Origin of the sequence: Flagellimonas flava (assembly GCF_900129665.1) — a bacterium.
Lineage (GTDB): Bacteria > Bacteroidota > Bacteroidia > Flavobacteriales > Flavobacteriaceae > Flagellimonas > Flagellimonas flava.
This window is the reverse complement of the sequence record NZ_FQWL01000009.1, coordinates 40,432-57,018: the sequence shown is the minus strand read 5'-3', so window position 1 is coordinate 57,018 and position 16,587 is coordinate 40,432. Positions and strand designations below refer to the sequence as shown.

The following is a 16,587-nucleotide window of genomic DNA, read 5'->3' as shown; positions in this document are numbered from 1 at the left end:
AAATGTTTTAAATTACTAGAGGGTGTTTATGTTTTTTTCTGCAAGGGGACCCAGTTCGAAAATGGAACCTAAGAGCTCTTTTTTAAGATTTGCAAGCTGTTCTGTGCGGCCTGCGGTCTTGAAAACTTCCGACGCCTTAAGCAAAGCAGCCGGTTCAAAGGTTTTTCCTTGTACGTGTTCCTCTAGAATGTCTACTGCAGTGGATAAGTTACCGTTTTTGAAATGGGCATAGGCCAGCACGGAATAGGTCTCCGGAGTTGCCCTGTTCCCTACTTCCTGTTGGGCCAGCTTTAGTGCTTTTTTATAATTGCTGTTCGTGCTGAGGTAGACATCTATGTTTGGGATATTGTACATAGTCCCATAATCAGGATTTTGAACCAATTTATAATAAGCATCCAAGCTTCCGGCACGGCTATGCTCGTCACTCATAAATTCTGCTATTTCAGCTTGTAACAAATAATGGTCCGGGGATTTATACTGGTTGTCCACTGTATTTAGGATTCTCATGGCCTCAATCCCATTTTTTTCATACGAATAGACGATCCATGCAATGCCTTTTTTTGCATAGGCGTTCTCGGGGTCTTGCTCAAGTGTCTTCAAATAATGCTCATACGAATCGTTCAACCTTCCAGCATGCCCATAGTAATCAGCTATGTTTGAATACGACCAGATTTTTAATGATTTGTTGTTGGCGTCCTCTGCTTTCTTCATGGCGTGTTCCATCAGGGCAATGGTGGTATTTAAATCCCCTTTATAGTCGTTCCACTTTGCGGCACGGATTAGGTAACCGAAATCAGAAAAGTTTTTGATACTGTCCAAATATTTTTCGGCTTGTGCATAGTTGCCCAACTCCATATGCACATCAAAAAGTAAGCTTTGTGAATCTTTTACCCCGCTACCCATGGTTCGGGCAGAATAGGCATAATTCAGAGCTTTCTTAAATCGATGTTGGGAAATGTAATTTCTAGCTAAGGACCGGTAATAACCGGATTTGTTGATGGCGGCGATTTCAACAGCCTTTTTCAATGCTTTTTCGGCCTTTTTCAAATACGTGATGTCCCCAGTGTTTTTAAAGTATCTATTGTATTCTCCAGCTACTATGGGAAAACTCAGCAACTGTGTGCTGTCTTTCGTAATTTTTGAATTCCAGAGCTCAAAATATTTCGACGTGTTTCTAGTGGGACTTGTTTCAAGATATACTTGATAATCTTCGGGATTGGTAATTGTGACTTGTTCGGTATTGCAAGCGAAAGCCAACAGCAACGTGGCAAGGACAAAGATGTGTTTCATTTTTTTAGGATTTGTCGTTGTTTTTTTGATAAAGGGAGAGCGCGCAATGGCCCTCTCCCTTCTCCTCTTCATAGCCCTACTTCCTATTCGGGATTGCCTATGTAGGGGAATGTGGTCAGTACCTCACCAGTAAAACCAACTCCATCAGAGGTCAATCTGGGCAGGTCGGCATTTCCATCCATATTAAGATCTTGCCCGCTAAAACGATCTCCTTCGGCCCCGCCAAAGAATAGGATCAAGGAGACATCTATGATGTCATCAGTAAGCTTTCTTCCGGTTAAGGCTACTTCATCACCATCGGGAACCAAAAGTCTACCATCGTTGTCATTATCCGTACCAGGGTCAAAATAGGTCGTCGGAAGGTCGGGAGCGACTTCAAGTACATCAGCTGATAGGACTGTGGTCAATGTTGTTGCGTCCAGACCTAGAATATTGGCCTCATAATTTACATCGGCAGGGTCTAGACCTAGCTTGTTGGCATAGACGTCATGGTATTGTTCCAGTCGAGCCTCAAAACCAACTTGGAATAGGGAGGTCATTTCGGAAGGAACGGATACGTTATGCGCATCCTTAACACTGGGTTGCCCATCCATATCAAAACTTAACGTAGTATTGATACCGGGCCGTCCCATAAAATCCACTTGGGTAAAGGTTCCACTAAAATCGGGATCCATGGACATGGTCTCGCAGGGAGCACAAGAACCTCCACAGTCCACACCGGTTTCATCACCGTTCATGATATTATCATCACAGGTGGCCATTGGTTCTGGCATCATTGCCTGTGCGTCATCGTCATTACTGCAAGAGCTTATGGAACCGGCAAATAGCAACCCACATAAAACTAGTTTTATATTGTATTTCATTTTTTTTGTTTTTAGAGATTATTGTTTTCGATTTGAAGTGACCCAGGTATTATACACCGTAAGCCCCAGGGCATTGGTTGCAGTGGGTGTGCCCAAAAGATTATTTGGGATTTCCACCGCGACGGATAAGGTGTTGGCGCCGTCAAAAGTGTCCGCAGCCGTGTCAGGAGCTAAAAAGCCACCAGGAGCAGACGCCACATCTGGATTTATCACAGCGTTGAACTGGAAAAAATCGAAGAAAAAAGGATCTTGTCGCGGCCCGGCAAATAGCGAAACCCCGTCCGAAGTGGTTTCCACAATAGCAGTTGCGCTTGAAATTTCCACATCTCCCAATGGCGCGTCGATAAGAATGCTGCCATTTAATCCAGTTTGGGAAGGCTCTGCTGGACCAAAAAAGTACATCCGTCCATTCCTTGGAATCGCTTGGATTACTTTATCCTCAATTAAATCATCGTCCAAATCAATATTGATTTCCAATAGCACGTCCTCATCAAAATTGCCATAGGCGAGTTCGGGTAAAACATTGGATTGGACGTCAACGATAAAAACGGTGTTATCCGAATTCTCGGAAGGTTCAAAGGCGTAGAAATCAGCGATGTCAGCTGTTGTTCCCATAGATGATGGGGCATCGATATGATCTGCCGAAACAAGTACCAGACCTGTTACAGCCAGTGCTCCTAGCCCCATCAAAAACTTAGTTGTTCTTTTCATTTTAAAGGTTTTAAATTTTTATTCTTTACGCCTACCTACGAAGTGTTCTGGGGAAGGTTTGGTTTTGAATGTTAAAAAAAAGTTAACGTATGGATAGTGTTCGGAAAGATGGTCTTCCAAGGATTTAAAAAAGTGGGTACTGTCCTGGAAAAGAACTCGTTGGGTAGGAGGGAAACAAAAAAGCCTTCGGAAAACGAAGGCTTCAAACTAATCTTATTACCGTTAGGAAAACTGTAAAGTGCAGGTTCCGGATTTTCCGAACCACCTTACCCGGTTTGCGGCAGCTAGCTTATATACCGTATCTCGGACTGGTCTTGGTATCCTAATCCCGACATTGGCGACCCATTTCCAAGCGGGAATAGCCGTTAATATGCGTAAAAAACCATCAGAATACATGTGCATTCCGTCCATGTCAAAAAGAATAACCGTGTTCAATTGGCTGGTGTCCATTCCCTCTTTTTCCAGAAGTTCTTGCCCGTAGGGCGATTGGAACGGAACCATTGTAAATTGCTCTTGTGGAGCATATTTAAGCAGCTGTCCAATTACTCCATTACATAGGTTGCACTCGCCGTCAAAAACAATCGTACTTCTTTCCATAATGATGTCGGTTTACCCATACTGGGTCGGACAGTAGGAAGAAGTATTTCAGAAACAACCTGTTTTTTATGAATATTTTGGGATTTGCTAAAGAACTTCCAAAACTCTTTCCAAGGCCATTCCCCGCGAACCTTTGATGAGCAGGCCTCCTTTTTTTGGCGGACGTGACGTTAAAAAATCCTGTAAGGCCTCAAATTCCCTGAATTTCTGAAACTTAGAATCTGTTTCGAAAAAATTCTCTCCAACCAACAGTACATCATTGAAACCCAGCTCTCGAGCTAAATCAGCAATATATTGATGTTCTTTGGCTGCATCTTCACCTAACTCGAACATATCGCCAAGAATACAGCTTTTATGCTCCAAATCTGTTTTTGAGAAGTTTTTAAGTGCTGCCTCCATGCTTGTGGGGTTGGCGTTGTAGGCGTCCAGTACAATCTGAAAACCGTTCTGTTTCATTAGCTGCGAACGATTGTTTTGTGGAATATAATTTTCAATACTGGTTTTGATAGTTTCGGGTTCCACATTGAAGTATTTTCCAATGGTCACCGCCGCACAACAATTAGGGAAATTATATTCCCCAACAAGCCGGGTGTTCACCTGTATGCCTTCAAACTCGAAGACCACAAAGGGATGGGAGGAAAGTAGTTTAATATTGTAATATTGCGGATCGTCTTGACTGAAGCCATATTTTTTGATGTGGCCGCCAAGCTTTTCCAGCTGAATTGGGTCATCCGCATTCAAAAAAATCGACTTGTCCCTTTCAATTAGATCTTTATAGAGCTCGCTTTTGCCTTTTATGACGCCTTCAACGCCGCCAAAACCCTCTAAATGTGCCTTTCCAAAATTGGTGATGTACCCAAAATCTGGCTGGGCCAATTGTCCTAAAAAGGCAATTTCCCCTTGATGGTTGGCACCCATTTCCACGATTGCAATTTCTGTGCTTTCCGAAATGGAGAGGAGGGTGAGTGGTACTCCGATATGGTTATTGAGATTGCCTTGGGTGGCAATGGTTTCGTACTTTGCGGATAGTACTTGGTTAATCAGCTCCTTGGTAGTTGTTTTTCCGTTGCTTCCCGTTAGCGCTACCACCTTTGCATTGCAGTGATTTCTATGGAAGGTGGCTAGTTGTTGAAGGGTTTCCAATACATTTTCTACAACAATATACCTTTCAGAGGTTTTGAAGCTTTCCTCGTCTATGATAGCATAGGACGCTCCCTTTTCCAATGCTTGGTCGGCAAATTTGTTGCCGTTGAAGTTTGGTCCCTTTAAGGCAAAGAATAAACAGTCTTGGGTGATTTTTCTAGTATCTGTGCAAACCTTGGGATGTTCCAAGAAAAGGTCGTGAAGTTCTTCCAAAATCATAGGTCGAAGATAAAAAAAGCCCCGATTTAAATCGGGGCTTTTTCAGATAACACATAAACTTTATTTCGCTTTTTTATGTCGCACCGTTTTGTTTTTGGATTTCGACTTAGAGCCCACTCTGGACATGGCGCATCTAAATCCAATATCATCGGTGGCCATATATTGTGGCAAATATCTTCTTTGCGCAGGATCTAACCAGAAAGCTCTATCTCTCCACGATCCTCCTTTATAAACCCTTACCTCATCATTGATCAAGGAAGTTCTATAGTTGGAAGTGTCATATTGGCGAAGGATTTTTCCTGTCGAATCGCGCTCTACACGGTGCTTTGGAGCATCGTACATTTTTCTATTGTCAGATTCATCGCTAAATCTTTGGAAGAATCTTGAGGAACCTGGGTCGCCATCTCTGTATCCACGGTTATCACTGGAGTCAAAGTTGGTCCGCAAATAAGTTTCTTCTTCGGTAACCGGAACCATTTCAATTTCTCCGGGAAGATTGATGGCCACGATCTTGCCGTTGGGAAGGGTGTCGTACTTGATCTCGTCACGTAAGACCTTTACCTTACCTTCTTCATCAATGGCTTTCTTCAAGAAGATATTTCCTCTGTAGTAGTTGAAGTCACTGATTTCATCATCAACTATTGGTCGGTATACGTCAGCTACCCATTCGGAAACATTACCAGCCATATCGTACAATCCAAAATCGTTTGGCTTATAAGATTTTACTTCGGCTGTAATATCGGCACCATCATCGGACCATCCTGCAATACCACCATAGTCACCTTTGGCCTGCTTAAAGTTGGCCAATTGATCTCCACGACCAACTCGTTGTCCGTTTCGGGTATAATCGCCCTCCCACGGATATTTTTTTCTTCCTCTATAGTTATTGTATTCCCTCGAACCGATAAGTGCTTGAGCAGCATACTCCCATTCTGTTTCGGTTGGAAGTCGGTATTCTGGCATGATCACTCCACTACTTCTTTTGGCAAAGTTGTTAATGGAATCACGTTTTTGTTTTCCTTGAAGTGAATCAATCTGGCCTCCGTAAACGGATTCTGGATTGTTCAAATAAGCCTCAGTACTAAAAGTTCCTCCTATGTCACCATTCAATACCTGATATTTGGCATCTTTAGCCAAATAACCTTCGCGCTCCAACATGGCTTCATTAACCCTGTCGGTTCTCCATTCGGCATACTGGGCAGCTTGGACCCAATTTACACCAACAACGGGGTATTCAGCATAGGCCGGGTGTCTAAGATAATTATTGGTCATCGTTTCATTGAAGCCCAATCGATTTCTCCACACCAAGGTATCTGGCAAAGCACCGTTATAAATGTTCCGATAGTTTGGATTTTCTGGAGGATATACAGCTTTCAGATAATCTAGATATTCTAGATACATAACATTGGTCACCTCTGTTTCGTCCATATAGAACGATTGCACGTGTTGTGCTGTGGGCGTATTGTTCCAATCGTGCATGATATCATCCTGAACCTTACCTTTTGTAAATGTTCCACCTTCAATGAAAACTGTTCCTGGAGGAGTTTCCTGCTCTTTAAAGTCAGAGTTGTATTGAAATCCACCCTCTTTAGCGTTGATTTTCCATCCCGTGGCTCTGGAGATGTTCTTGGAAGAAGAGGACGAGGAATTTTTACAACTGGAAAAACTTCCTACTATGATAGCGCTAGAAAGTACAACTTTGATAAAGTGTTTTTTCATAATTTGGGCTTGAGTACTTTAAAAATTAGGGCTTTTATCCCCTAGCTACTTTAACTTGATTTTGATTTATTAAATCCTTCAATGGCATTAAAACGATGTTTTTGCCATTATATTTTGTACCCACAAAATAATTGCGATGACCATTTTGCGTACACATGCTACTTTGATAAACGCTTTCGACTTCAAATTAGTATGGGGAGCTTTGTTTTTAACGGTTCATGACGCAGGTTAGATGAAACTGCGCAATTATGTGATTCCTTTCTTTGGGGAATTGGCTCCAAAAAAATGCCATTTATTATAAGAATTTTATAAAATGGTCGTTTACATGTAATACGTCCCGATTTATATTAAGGTACGTCGGGCCTCAAATTTTACTAAACGCTAAAAACAAAAAATGAAAAAGTTACTAATATTGGTGGTGTTGTTTATCGTTGCCCCACAGATAAGCGCTCAACAAGAAAGAGTAATTACAACTGCAGTTCCATTTTTGACCATAGCCGCCGACGCACGTGCTTCCGGTATGGGAGATATGGGAGTGGCCACTTCCTTTGATGTGTTCTCACAACAATGGAATCCGGCCAAATTTGCTTTCGCCAATCAAAAAACGGGAGTAGGGGTAAGTTATACTCCGTATTTGGAGAGTATTGTAAACGATGTTTCCCTCTTAAACGCAAATTTCTATAACAAAATCAATGATCAGAGCGCCTTTGCCTTTAGCGTGCGTTATTTTGGTCTGGGTGAGATTGAATTGCGTCAAACCATTGATGAGGATGCCACTTTGGTAAAACCCAATGAATTTGCTATAGATGGATCTTATGCGCTTAAACTCAGCCCCACGTTCTCTATGTCCGTTGCAGGTAGATTTATCAGTTCCAATTTAAGGTTCCAGGATGGTGCACAGGATTCCCAAGCGGCTAATTCCTTTGCGGTGGATGTATCCGGTTTCTTCAGATCTAGAGAAATTGCCTATGAGAATTTTGACGGTAGATGGCGAGCAGGTTTCAATGTTTCCAACCTGGGAGGTAAAATTCAGTATGATGAAGGCGGACAGCAAAACTTTCTTCCCACCAATCTAAAGTTTGGTGCCGGATTTGACTTCATTTTTGATCAGGACAACGTGCTTGGTCTACATACCGAATTCAATAAATTATTGGTGCCGACCCCTAGAGATTTTACTGGTGATGGGTTGATTACGGCCGAAGATAATGACGAATACCAACAGATTGGATTCTTTAGTGGAGTATTTGAATCCTTTGGGGACGCTCCAGACGGATTTAGTGAAGAATTGAAAGAAGTGACCTGGGCACTTGGTGCGGAATATAAATACATGGATGCCTTTATGTTACGGACGGGATATTTTAATGAAAGTGAAGTGAAGGGTGCAAGACAGTTTTTTACCCTTGGTGCTGGCTTCAAATTTAAGGCGGCCCAAATAGACCTTTCCTATCTGTTCTCCACCTCACAAGTCAGAAACCCATTGGAAAACACCTTACGTTTCTCTTTGACCTTCAACTTTGGCGAAGAGTATGTGAACGATTAAATGAAAAACAAGATATTGCTGTGAAACCTGTCCTTGGACAGGTTTTCTTATTTTTGGGATATACCCACATCCAATAGATGAAAAAGCAACAGATTGGTTTTGAACTTACCGTGTTCGAAACCCCACAGGAACTGTCACAAATCGAACAAAAATTGTTAAGTAGGGCAGAAGTCGCCAGGGAAGATGCCTATGCACCCTATTCCAGCTTTAAGGTAGGTGCTGCCGTATTGCTCAAAAATGGCGAAACCGTGATTGGGAACAACCAAGAAAATGCTTCTTATCCTTCAGGACTTTGTGCCGAACGGGTGGCTGTTTTTCAAGCAGGGGCCAAGTATCCAGGAGTCGCCATTCAAGCCGTCGCAATAAGTGCTACTTCTAAAGATTATGTTGTGGATATGCCTGCTGCTCCATGTGGTAATTGCAGGCAATCCCTCATCGAATATGAACAACGCCAAAAGTCTCCCATTACCATACTGCTTAGAGGTGAGGTGGGGCCTGTTTATAAATGCAACGCGCTGGCCGATATTCTGCCTCTGGCCTTTAGCAGTTCATTTTTAAGTGATTCTTAATCCAATTCTTTTTACAGAACAGATATATATGTATTTTTGCTCTTCTCCAAGATTGGGGAGTTTTCTTTAATTCAACCATTGATGAAAAAAATCACCAAAGAAGTTTACCTAAAGTGGTATGAGGATATGTTGTTCTGGAGAAAGTTCGAGGACAAATTGGCTGCCGTCTACATTCAACAAAAAGTAAGGGGTTTTCTGCACTTATATAATGGTCAGGAAGCGGTTTTGGCAGGTTCTCTGCATGCCATGGATTTAACCAAAGACCGTATGATTACCGCCTACCGTAACCACGTCCAGCCTATCGGCATGGGAGTGGACCCTAAAAGGGTGATGGCCGAGCTTTTTGGCAAGGTAACCGGAACTTCTAAAGGGATGGGGGGATCAATGCATATTTTCTCCAAAGAACATCGGTTTTATGGTGGCCACGGCATTGTTGGTGGCCAGATTCCCTTGGGGGCTGGATTGGCGTTTGCCGATAAATACTTCAAGCGAGATGCGGTTACGCTCTGCTACATGGGAGATGGGGCGGTTCGCCAAGGTTCTCTTCATGAAGCTTTCAATTTGGCAATGCTTTGGCAGTTGCCTGTAGTATTTATATGTGAAAATAATGGCTATGCGATGGGTACATCCGTTGCCCGCACAGCACATACTACTGATATTTGGAAGTTGGGTCTTGGATATGAAATGCCTTGTGGTCCTGTAGATGGAATGGACCCAGCTATCGTAGCCAAGGAGGTTGACAAAGCTGTGGAACGCGCAAGATCTGGAGGAGGGCCAACTTTTCTAGAGATGAAGACGTACCGTTATCGCGGGCATTCTATGTCCGATGCGCAACATTACCGAACCAAAGAGGAGGTTGAGGAATACAAGAAAATAGACCCGATCACTCAGGTAAAGGATGTGCTTTTGGAAAAAGGTTATGCCTCGGAAGATGAAATCAAGGAGATGGACAAGCGCGTGAAGGATCTTGTGTCCGAATGCGAAAAGTTTGCTGAGGAATCCGATTTTCCTCCAATACAACAGTTGTACGATACTGTTTACGAACAAGAAGATTATCCATTTTTACAACATAAACTATAAGTAGATGGCAGAAGTGATCAACATGCCTCGATTGAGCGATACCATGGAGGAAGGAACCGTGGCAAAATGGCTCAAGCAAGTTGGGGATAAGGTAGAAGAAGGAGATATCTTGGCCGAAATTGAAACGGATAAGGCTACTATGGAGTTTGAATCCTTTCACGAAGGCACCTTATTGCATATTGGAATTGCGGAAGGCGATGGAGCACCGGTAGACTCACTTTTGGCCATAATTGGTCAGGAAGGTGAGGATATTTCCGGTTTATTGACCGGAGGTGCCTCGGCTCCAGCTGAAGAAGCTCCAGCTCCAGTTGCTGAAAGTGCACCAGCTGCTGCAGTTGCTGCTCCAAGTGCTGCGGTCGTTCCTGAAGGCGTTGAGATCATTAAAATGCCAAGGTTGAGCGATACCATGGAAGAGGGTACCGTAGCCTCTTGGTTAAAAAAGGTAGGCGATTCGGTTGAAGAAGGTGATATTTTGGCCGAGATTGAAACGGACAAAGCTACCATGGAATTCGAATCTTTCTACTCTGGAACATTACTACACATTGGTATTCAAGAGGGAGAATCTGCACCTGTTGATGAAGTTTTGGCGGTTATTGGTCCAGAAGGCACGGATGTAAGTGCGGTATTAAACGCTCCGGCAAGTGTGCCGGTTGCTGAAAGTGCTCCCGCTCCCAAAGCGGAAGCTACAGCTGCTCCGGTGGCTCCAACACAAGCTGCCCCTTCCCAAAACGGACGTATTTTGGCTTCTCCGTTAGCCAAGAAAATTGCCGATGATAAAGGAATTAATCTGGCCGATGTAACTGGTTCCGGTGATCATGGTCGTATTGTAAAGCGTGACGTAGAGAATTTCCAACCTTCACAGGCTACTATTCCCGCTTCAACTGCAGGAAAAACGGAAACTGCTGTGGTATCCGCTCCGGTAGTGCCAATTGCGGTACCCGTTGGGGAAGAAAGTTTTGAAGAGGTCAAGAACTCTTCTATGCGAAAAGCGATTACCAAGCATCTTGGAGCGTCCAAATTTAGTGCTCCGCATTTCTATTTGACCATAGAGGTGGATATGGATAACGCCAAAGCATCAAGGGCGCAGATCAATAATTTGCCAGATACCAAGGTGTCGTTTAACGATATGGTACTAAAAGCTTGTGCCATGGCCCTTAAAAAGCATCCGCAAGTGAACACTACTTGGACCGATGATGCTACCATTTATAAACACCACATTCATATGGGCGTTGCTGTAGCCGTTGATGAAGGTCTGGTCGTTCCTGTCATAAAATTTGCAGATCAATTGAGCTTGACCCAATTGGGCGCATCTGTGAAGGATTTGGCGGGCAGAGCAAGGTCTAAAAAGATAAAACCAGATGAGATGGAAGGAAGCACCTTTACCGTTTCCAACTTGGGGATGTTCGGAATTTTGGAATTTACCTCAATTATCAACAAACCCAACTCGGCAATCTTATCGGTAGGTGCCATTGTGGAAAAACCCGTGGTTAAAAATGGAGAAATTGTTGTGGGAAGTACCATGAAAGTGACCCTAGCCTGTGATCATAGAACCGTGGACGGTGCTGTAGGAGCGCAATTCTTGCAGACTTTAAGGGCATATTTGGAAAATCCTGTGACCATGTTGGCCTAGGAATACGTTTGATATGGTCAAGATTTGACCAAACAAAATTAGATGAAAGCATCCTTTTAGGATGCTTTTTTTATCTTTAAACAAATTCATTAAGATGAAAAATTTAGCTCTTTTCTTTAGTCTGTTAATCGCTGTAAGTTGCAGCTCCACCCAAAAGATTGACACCTATTCTGCAGGTGCTCAGCAAACCCCTAGTGGTCCAGATGGACTTAAGGCCAGCGTTGTGGAACAAGCTGGAATCAAGGAGTCGTCTGACGATAGTTTTACAAATAAGGAAAGAATTGGAGACCTCATGAACTATCTGGCATCGGATGATCTAAAAGGAAGGGACTCGGGAAGTGAAGGCATTGAAATGGCTGCTAAATACATCGAAACTTATTTGGCTTCATACCAAGTGAAGCCATACTTTGAATCCTATCGGGATACCTTGTCCAACTATGGAAAAACCTCATATAATATTGTTGGTGTTGTGGAAGGGAATGACCCTGAACTCAAGAAAGAGTACATCCTCATCGGTGCCCATTACGATCATATAGGAACCATTGCTCCGGAAAATGGGGATTACATTGCCAATGGAGCCAACGATAACGCATCAGGAACTACAACTGTAATGGAGTTGGCCCGTTATTTTGGGACCGAAAAAACCAACAAAAGGAGCTTGATTTTTGCTCTGTTCAGTGCTGAAGAGAAGGGTTTGTTGGGCTCGGAACACCTTGCCAAAAAAATGAAGGAGCAAAATGTAAACCTCTACACCATGCTTAACTTTGAAATGACGGGAGTGCCCCTAAAGGTAAAGGACTATGTGGTGTATATCACTGGCTTTAAGAAGTCCAATTTGGCTGAAGTGAGCAACGAATATATCGAAGAAAACCTAGTTGGATACTTACCAACTGCAGCTAAATATGGTCTTTTTCAACGATCTGACAATTATCCTTTTTTCAAGGAATTTGGGATTCCTGCGCACACTTATTGCACATTTGACTTTACCAATTTTGACCACTATCACAAAGTAGGGGATGAGGTAGAGCTAATGGATTTCGAACATATGGCCACTTTGGTAAACAAAATGCTTCCAGTTGTTGAGGGTATTGCCAATGCTCCATTCCAAGAAATCAAACTGAATTAATCAAAATTTCGCTTCAAACAGCCCAAAAAGGACCTTGTATGCCAAACATTGTTATTACAGGAACCAGCAGAGGTATTGGTTTTGAACTGGTAAAACAGTTCGCCCATGAAGGACATCAGGTCTTGGCACTTTCAAGGAACCATGCGCCTTGCACCGATTTGGATATGCCCAATGTTCACAGCCTGCCTTTTGACCTTGCCAATCCTTCAGAATATAAAAAGGTTACTGCTTTCTTAGATCAATGGGATGGTGTGGATGTGCTGATCAACAATGCGGGAAGTTTATTGAACAAGCCCTTTATGGAGATTTCTTCCGAGGAATTCGAAGCGGTTTACAAAGTCAATGTATTTGGTGTTGCTCAACTGACCAAGACGGTACTTCCCAAAATGGGAAAACAGGCTCACGTGCTTACCATCAGCTCGATGGGGGGAGTACAGGGGAGTTTGAAATTCCCGGGATTGTCCGCTTATAGCTCTAGTAAAGGTGCTGTAATTACGTTAACGGAGCTATGGGCCGAAGAGTTTAAGGAAACTGGTCCAAGTTTCAATGTAATGGCGTTGGGAGCGGTGCAGACCGAAATGTTGGAAGAAGCCTTTCCAGGATATAAAGCTCCCGTGACAGCGATGGAAATGGCTGCCTATATCAAAGATTTTGCACTCAAAGGGCATCAATTTTATAATGGTAAACTTCTGCAGGTAAGTAACAGTACTCCATAATACAGTATTATTCCCACCTTTTGGCCAATAGATGGTCCAATCCGAATTTTCCAGAACCAAAAATCAAGGAATAAACAGCAATCCAGAGAAAACCGGCTGCAGGTAAAAAAGGCCAACTACTGCCAAACTCCATGGCTTCAGGCCATTTTTGTAAAAAGATGGCTGCTAACATGGTCATGGCAATAAGGAACGCGCTGATACGTGTGCCTAGTCCTAGGGCAAGAAAAAGCCCCCCTATAGCTTCGCTGGCAGCACCCAGCCAAGCAAAAAGGTTAGGTGCCAAGCTAAAAGGAATGCCAAACTGTGAGACATCTTCCGGGAACCATTGGACTACCTGAAAAAGTCCCATTTCTTCTGTGATGGACCAAGGCATGCCAAATTTTGATGAACCGAACTCCAAACATAGACTTAGACCCCCCCAAACTCTTGGAACAGCGATACCCAAATTAATAACCAAGTTGTCAAATGGATAAGGGGTGATAATGCGTCTTAAGGTTGGTTTCATAACTATCATGTTTATGCAAAGGATACTACAATTACCAATTTGTTACACCTATCGTGACACCTCTGGGCCTCCCAGTCGGTTCAATAATTGAATTTCGGAGGCTGATTGTATCTTAGTCTTCAATTTTTAAAAACCGCTTTGCATTCCCATATAGAATGAGCTCCTTTTCTGTTTCGGTAAGATAATCCTGTTGGTTGAGGAAATCGATGGAGGCAGAAATACTTCCAGGCCATACCATTTGATCGGACCCAAACATGACCCGATCGAGGACATTGGCTTCCTTGGCCAGTTTTAAAAGTCGTATCGCGTAATCTTTTACTATGGGGTCTACCCAAAGCAGGACACCAATATCAACATATAGATGTTGGTACAAACTCATCATCCGAACTGCATGTTCAAAGAAAACTTCTCCGCCGTGCATAAGATAGAGCCTAAGTTTTGGATACTTTACCAAAACATCCTCTATTAAAAATGGATCTCCAAAGGAAATTCTGAAGTTGGGACAACAACGATATGGCGTCATTGGTGGCCCACCACCGGTGTGATAGGCAACGGGAATATCATAGGTCTCACAAAGTGCCAAATAAGGTGCATATTTGGGATCGTTCAAAGTGGTGCCTCCATAAACTGCCGTGATTTCACCAAAGACTTTGATTTTTCCCTCCTTGATATGTTGTTCAAATTCATCCAGTGGAATCAAATCGTCATCATCCAAATACCCCGGTATAAATCGGGAATCAGCCGCCACGTAATCCGAAACGCTTTTCACTGTGCCACTGACCACGGCATACTCCACCTTGTTTTTGTCCATTTCCGCTATGGTTGCTAAAAGGTGTTCTTCGGCGGTGGTTGGTGATGCGATTCCTGTCGGATGGGCGCGCCCACCCCAATAATCTTTAGCGGTATAACTATGCATGTGTACATCTATGACTTGGGAATACAAGGGTGGCAGGCTGCCTAAAAAAAGACCTAGGGCCACGGAAACAACTGTTCTCATTGGAAGTGTTTTTTGAAGCCACAATAAGAGGAGGAACTGCTCATCCGGTAGAGGACAAGACAATAGTGTGGTGGTTGGACTAATGTTCTTGTTGAAGATAGTAATTTTTGATGGCTTTTACACTAGGCAATAAACCCTTAGTTTTGTTGCAGTGGAAGCTGCTTTACAGAAATACCTTCCGGAACGGGCTGTTGTTCCATGCTTAGATCTCATCAAAAAGTTTGAGGTACATCTAAAGATTGTAAATCACCGGGTAACCCGTCATGGCGACTACAGGAGATTGCCAGGCGGTATGCACCAAATCACCGTAAATGCTTCGCTGAATAAATACAGGTTCTTAATTACCTTGATTCATGAAATTGCACATTTGGTGGCCTTCGAGAAGTTTGGAAGACGTATCAAGCCGCATGGACAGGAATGGAAACGAACTTTTCAGCATCTCATGATACCCTTTATAAGGCCTGAGATATTCCCATCGCAATTGTTACCCATAATCGCCCATCATTTTAAAAATCCCAAGGCCAGTAGCAGCACGGATGCGCGTTTATCCATTGCCCTAAAGACTTATGACCCAGAAGAACGAAATAAAAGTTATGTTTATGAAATTCCTATGGGGAGCACATTTAGATTATACAATGGCAGGTTGTTCCGGAAAGGGAATAAAAAGGTAAAGCGTTATGAATGTACGGAATTGGCTACAGGAAGATTATATTTGTTCCAACCCAATGCCGAGGTGGAATTGGTACATCAAGCCTCAGATTTGGAACCACCATTTTAAACTTATAAATAGCGATTCAGCATGAACAAAAATTATTACGCCATTTTGATGGCAGGAGGGGTAGGGTCCCGTTTTTGGCCTGTGAGCACTTCGGCTTACCCAAAACAATTCCATGATATGCTGGGAGCTGGGAAAACGCTTATCCAAAAAACTTTTGATCGACTGAATCGGTTTGTTCCCACCGAGAATATTTTGATTTTGACCAATGAACGCTACAACGATTTGGTGCTGGAGCAGTTGCCCGATGTTACCCAAAAACAGGTGGTTTTGGAGCCTGCCATGCGAAACACGGCTCCATGCATTTTGTACGCCTCCCTAAAAATCCAAAAAATGAACCCCAATGCGGTTATGATCGTGGCACCAAGTGATCATTGGATTGAAGATGAACAAGCTTTCGAGGATAATGTGAAGGCTTGCTTTGACAAATGTGAAGAGGAGCAGGTGCTCTGTACCCTAGGAATTAAGCCCACTTACCCAAATACTGGTTTTGGTTACATTGAATTTGAAAAAGGAAGTGGAAAAAACCTAAAAAAGGTGTCCCAATTTAGGGAGAAACCGAATTATGAAACGGCAAAAGAGTTTTTGGCCCAGGGCAATTTTTTGTGGAATGCAGGAATATTTATATGGAGTGTGGAGACCATTGTAAATGCATTTAGGGCTTATCAGCCTGAACAATTTGCTTTGTTCCAGAAAGGTTTTTCTTGCTATAATACTTTGGAGGAACAGGCTTTTATCAACGAAAACTACCCCAAAGCAGACAACATTTCCATTGATTATGCTATCTTGGAGAAATCCAAATCCATATTTACACTTCCGGCCACTTTTGATTGGAACGATTTGGGTACTTGGGGGGCATTGTATGAAAAATTGGACAAGGATGCTGAGGAAAATGCGGTGGTAAACGGTAAAACCCTTTTACACGATGCGCATGGTAACATGATTAGGTTGCCCAAGGGGAAAATTATCGTTGTTGATGGTTTGGAGAACTATATTATAGTGGACAAGGAAGAAGTGTTGCTGATTTATCCAAAATCCAAGCAGCAGGATATTAAAAAAGTATTGAACGAGGTCAAAGAGAAATTTGGAGACCAGTATGCCTAATAC

The 16,587-nt window shown here is 42.9% G+C and carries 16 protein-coding genes; 8 read left to right on the top strand and 8 right to left on the bottom strand.

Features of this window, described 5'->3' with window-relative positions:
• Window positions 1–15: 15 nt before the first annotated feature.
• The 6 genes from BUC10_RS16800 to gldJ all read right to left on the bottom strand — a co-directional run bounded on the left by BUC10_RS16800 (window position 16) and on the right by gldJ (window position 6,542).
• Entirely contained in the window at window positions 16–1,290 is a 1,275-nt protein-coding gene (locus BUC10_RS16800) for a tetratricopeptide repeat protein (RefSeq protein ID WP_073181823.1), read from the bottom strand.
• Window positions 1,291–1,373: 83 nt separating this feature from the next.
• Window positions 1,374–2,153 carry a hypothetical protein gene (locus BUC10_RS16795; RefSeq protein ID WP_073181821.1) on the bottom strand — a complete coding sequence of 260 codons (780 nt, stop codon included), beginning with the start codon at window positions 2,151–2,153 and terminating at the stop codon, window positions 1,374–1,376.
• 18 nt (window positions 2,154–2,171) lie between these two features.
• Window positions 2,172–2,864, bottom strand: a complete 693-nt coding sequence (locus tag BUC10_RS16790) for a DUF4331 family protein (protein WP_073181819.1) — start codon at window positions 2,862–2,864, stop codon at window positions 2,172–2,174.
• 222 nt (window positions 2,865–3,086) lie between these two features.
• Window positions 3,087–3,461: a thiol-disulfide oxidoreductase DCC family protein gene (locus BUC10_RS16785; protein ID WP_073181817.1), complete on the bottom strand. Its 375-nt coding sequence runs from the start codon at window positions 3,459–3,461 to the stop codon at window positions 3,087–3,089.
• An 87-nt stretch (window positions 3,462–3,548) separates the two neighbouring features.
• Window positions 3,549–4,823: a UDP-N-acetylmuramoyl-tripeptide--D-alanyl-D-alanine ligase gene (locus tag BUC10_RS16780; protein ID WP_073181815.1), complete on the bottom strand. Its 1,275-nt coding sequence runs from the start codon at window positions 4,821–4,823 to the stop codon at window positions 3,549–3,551.
• A 60-nt stretch (window positions 4,824–4,883) separates the two neighbouring features.
• The gene (gldJ, locus tag BUC10_RS16775; protein WP_073181813.1) at window positions 4,884–6,542 is read right to left on the bottom strand and encodes a gliding motility lipoprotein GldJ; all 1,659 of its coding nucleotides are present in this window, start codon (window positions 6,540–6,542) and stop codon (window positions 4,884–4,886) included.
• A gap of 394 nt (window positions 6,543–6,936) precedes the next feature.
• Here gldJ and porV point away from each other — a divergent pair, with 394 nt between their 5' ends.
• The 6 genes from porV (at window position 6,937) to BUC10_RS16745 (ending at window position 13,203) form a co-directional block, all read left to right on the top strand.
• A complete protein-coding gene (porV, locus tag BUC10_RS16770) occupies window positions 6,937–8,082 on the top strand; it encodes a type IX secretion system outer membrane channel protein PorV (protein WP_073181811.1) in 1,146 nt (381 codons plus the stop codon).
• A 77-nt stretch (window positions 8,083–8,159) separates the two neighbouring features.
• Window positions 8,160–8,651: a cytidine deaminase gene (cdd, locus tag BUC10_RS16765; protein ID WP_073181809.1), complete on the top strand. Its 492-nt coding sequence runs from the start codon at window positions 8,160–8,162 to the stop codon at window positions 8,649–8,651.
• A gap of 81 nt (window positions 8,652–8,732) precedes the next feature.
• Window positions 8,733–9,731 carry a pyruvate dehydrogenase (acetyl-transferring) E1 component subunit alpha gene (gene pdhA / locus BUC10_RS16760; protein WP_073181877.1) on the top strand — a complete coding sequence of 333 codons (999 nt, stop codon included), beginning with the start codon at window positions 8,733–8,735 and terminating at the stop codon, window positions 9,729–9,731.
• Between the two features lie 4 nt (window positions 9,732–9,735).
• The gene (locus BUC10_RS16755) at window positions 9,736–11,361 is read left to right on the top strand and encodes a dihydrolipoamide acetyltransferase family protein (protein ID WP_073181807.1); all 1,626 of its coding nucleotides are present in this window, start codon (window positions 9,736–9,738) and stop codon (window positions 11,359–11,361) included.
• Window positions 11,362–11,455: 94 nt separating this feature from the next.
• Window positions 11,456–12,487, top strand: a complete 1,032-nt coding sequence (locus tag BUC10_RS16750; protein WP_073181875.1) for a M28 family metallopeptidase — start codon at window positions 11,456–11,458, stop codon at window positions 12,485–12,487.
• Window positions 12,488–12,525: 38 nt separating this feature from the next.
• Window positions 12,526–13,203 carry an SDR family NAD(P)-dependent oxidoreductase gene (locus tag BUC10_RS16745; RefSeq protein WP_073181805.1) on the top strand — a complete coding sequence of 226 codons (678 nt, stop codon included), beginning with the start codon at window positions 12,526–12,528 and terminating at the stop codon, window positions 13,201–13,203.
• A gap of 7 nt (window positions 13,204–13,210) precedes the next feature.
• On the opposite strand, the gene BUC10_RS16740 is transcribed toward BUC10_RS16745, so the two are convergent.
• Both BUC10_RS16740 and BUC10_RS16735 read right to left on the bottom strand, forming a co-directional pair.
• Window positions 13,211–13,708 carry a DoxX family protein gene (locus BUC10_RS16740; RefSeq protein ID WP_084732694.1) on the bottom strand — a complete coding sequence of 166 codons (498 nt, stop codon included), beginning with the start codon at window positions 13,706–13,708 and terminating at the stop codon, window positions 13,211–13,213.
• A 112-nt stretch (window positions 13,709–13,820) separates the two neighbouring features.
• Window positions 13,821–14,705 (bottom strand): amidohydrolase family protein, encoded by an 885-nt coding sequence (locus BUC10_RS16735; protein WP_073181801.1) that lies wholly within the window; start codon window positions 14,703–14,705, stop codon window positions 13,821–13,823.
• Window positions 14,706–14,856: 151 nt separating this feature from the next.
• Here BUC10_RS16735 and BUC10_RS16730 point away from each other — a divergent pair, with 151 nt between their 5' ends.
• Window positions 14,857–15,483, top strand: a complete 627-nt coding sequence (locus BUC10_RS16730; RefSeq protein WP_073181799.1) for a SprT-like domain-containing protein — start codon at window positions 14,857–14,859, stop codon at window positions 15,481–15,483.
• A gap of 21 nt (window positions 15,484–15,504) precedes the next feature.
• Window positions 15,505–16,584, top strand: a complete 1,080-nt coding sequence (locus BUC10_RS16725; protein ID WP_073181797.1) for a mannose-1-phosphate guanylyltransferase — start codon at window positions 15,505–15,507, stop codon at window positions 16,582–16,584.
• The last annotated feature ends 3 nt before the right edge of the window (window positions 16,585–16,587 follow it).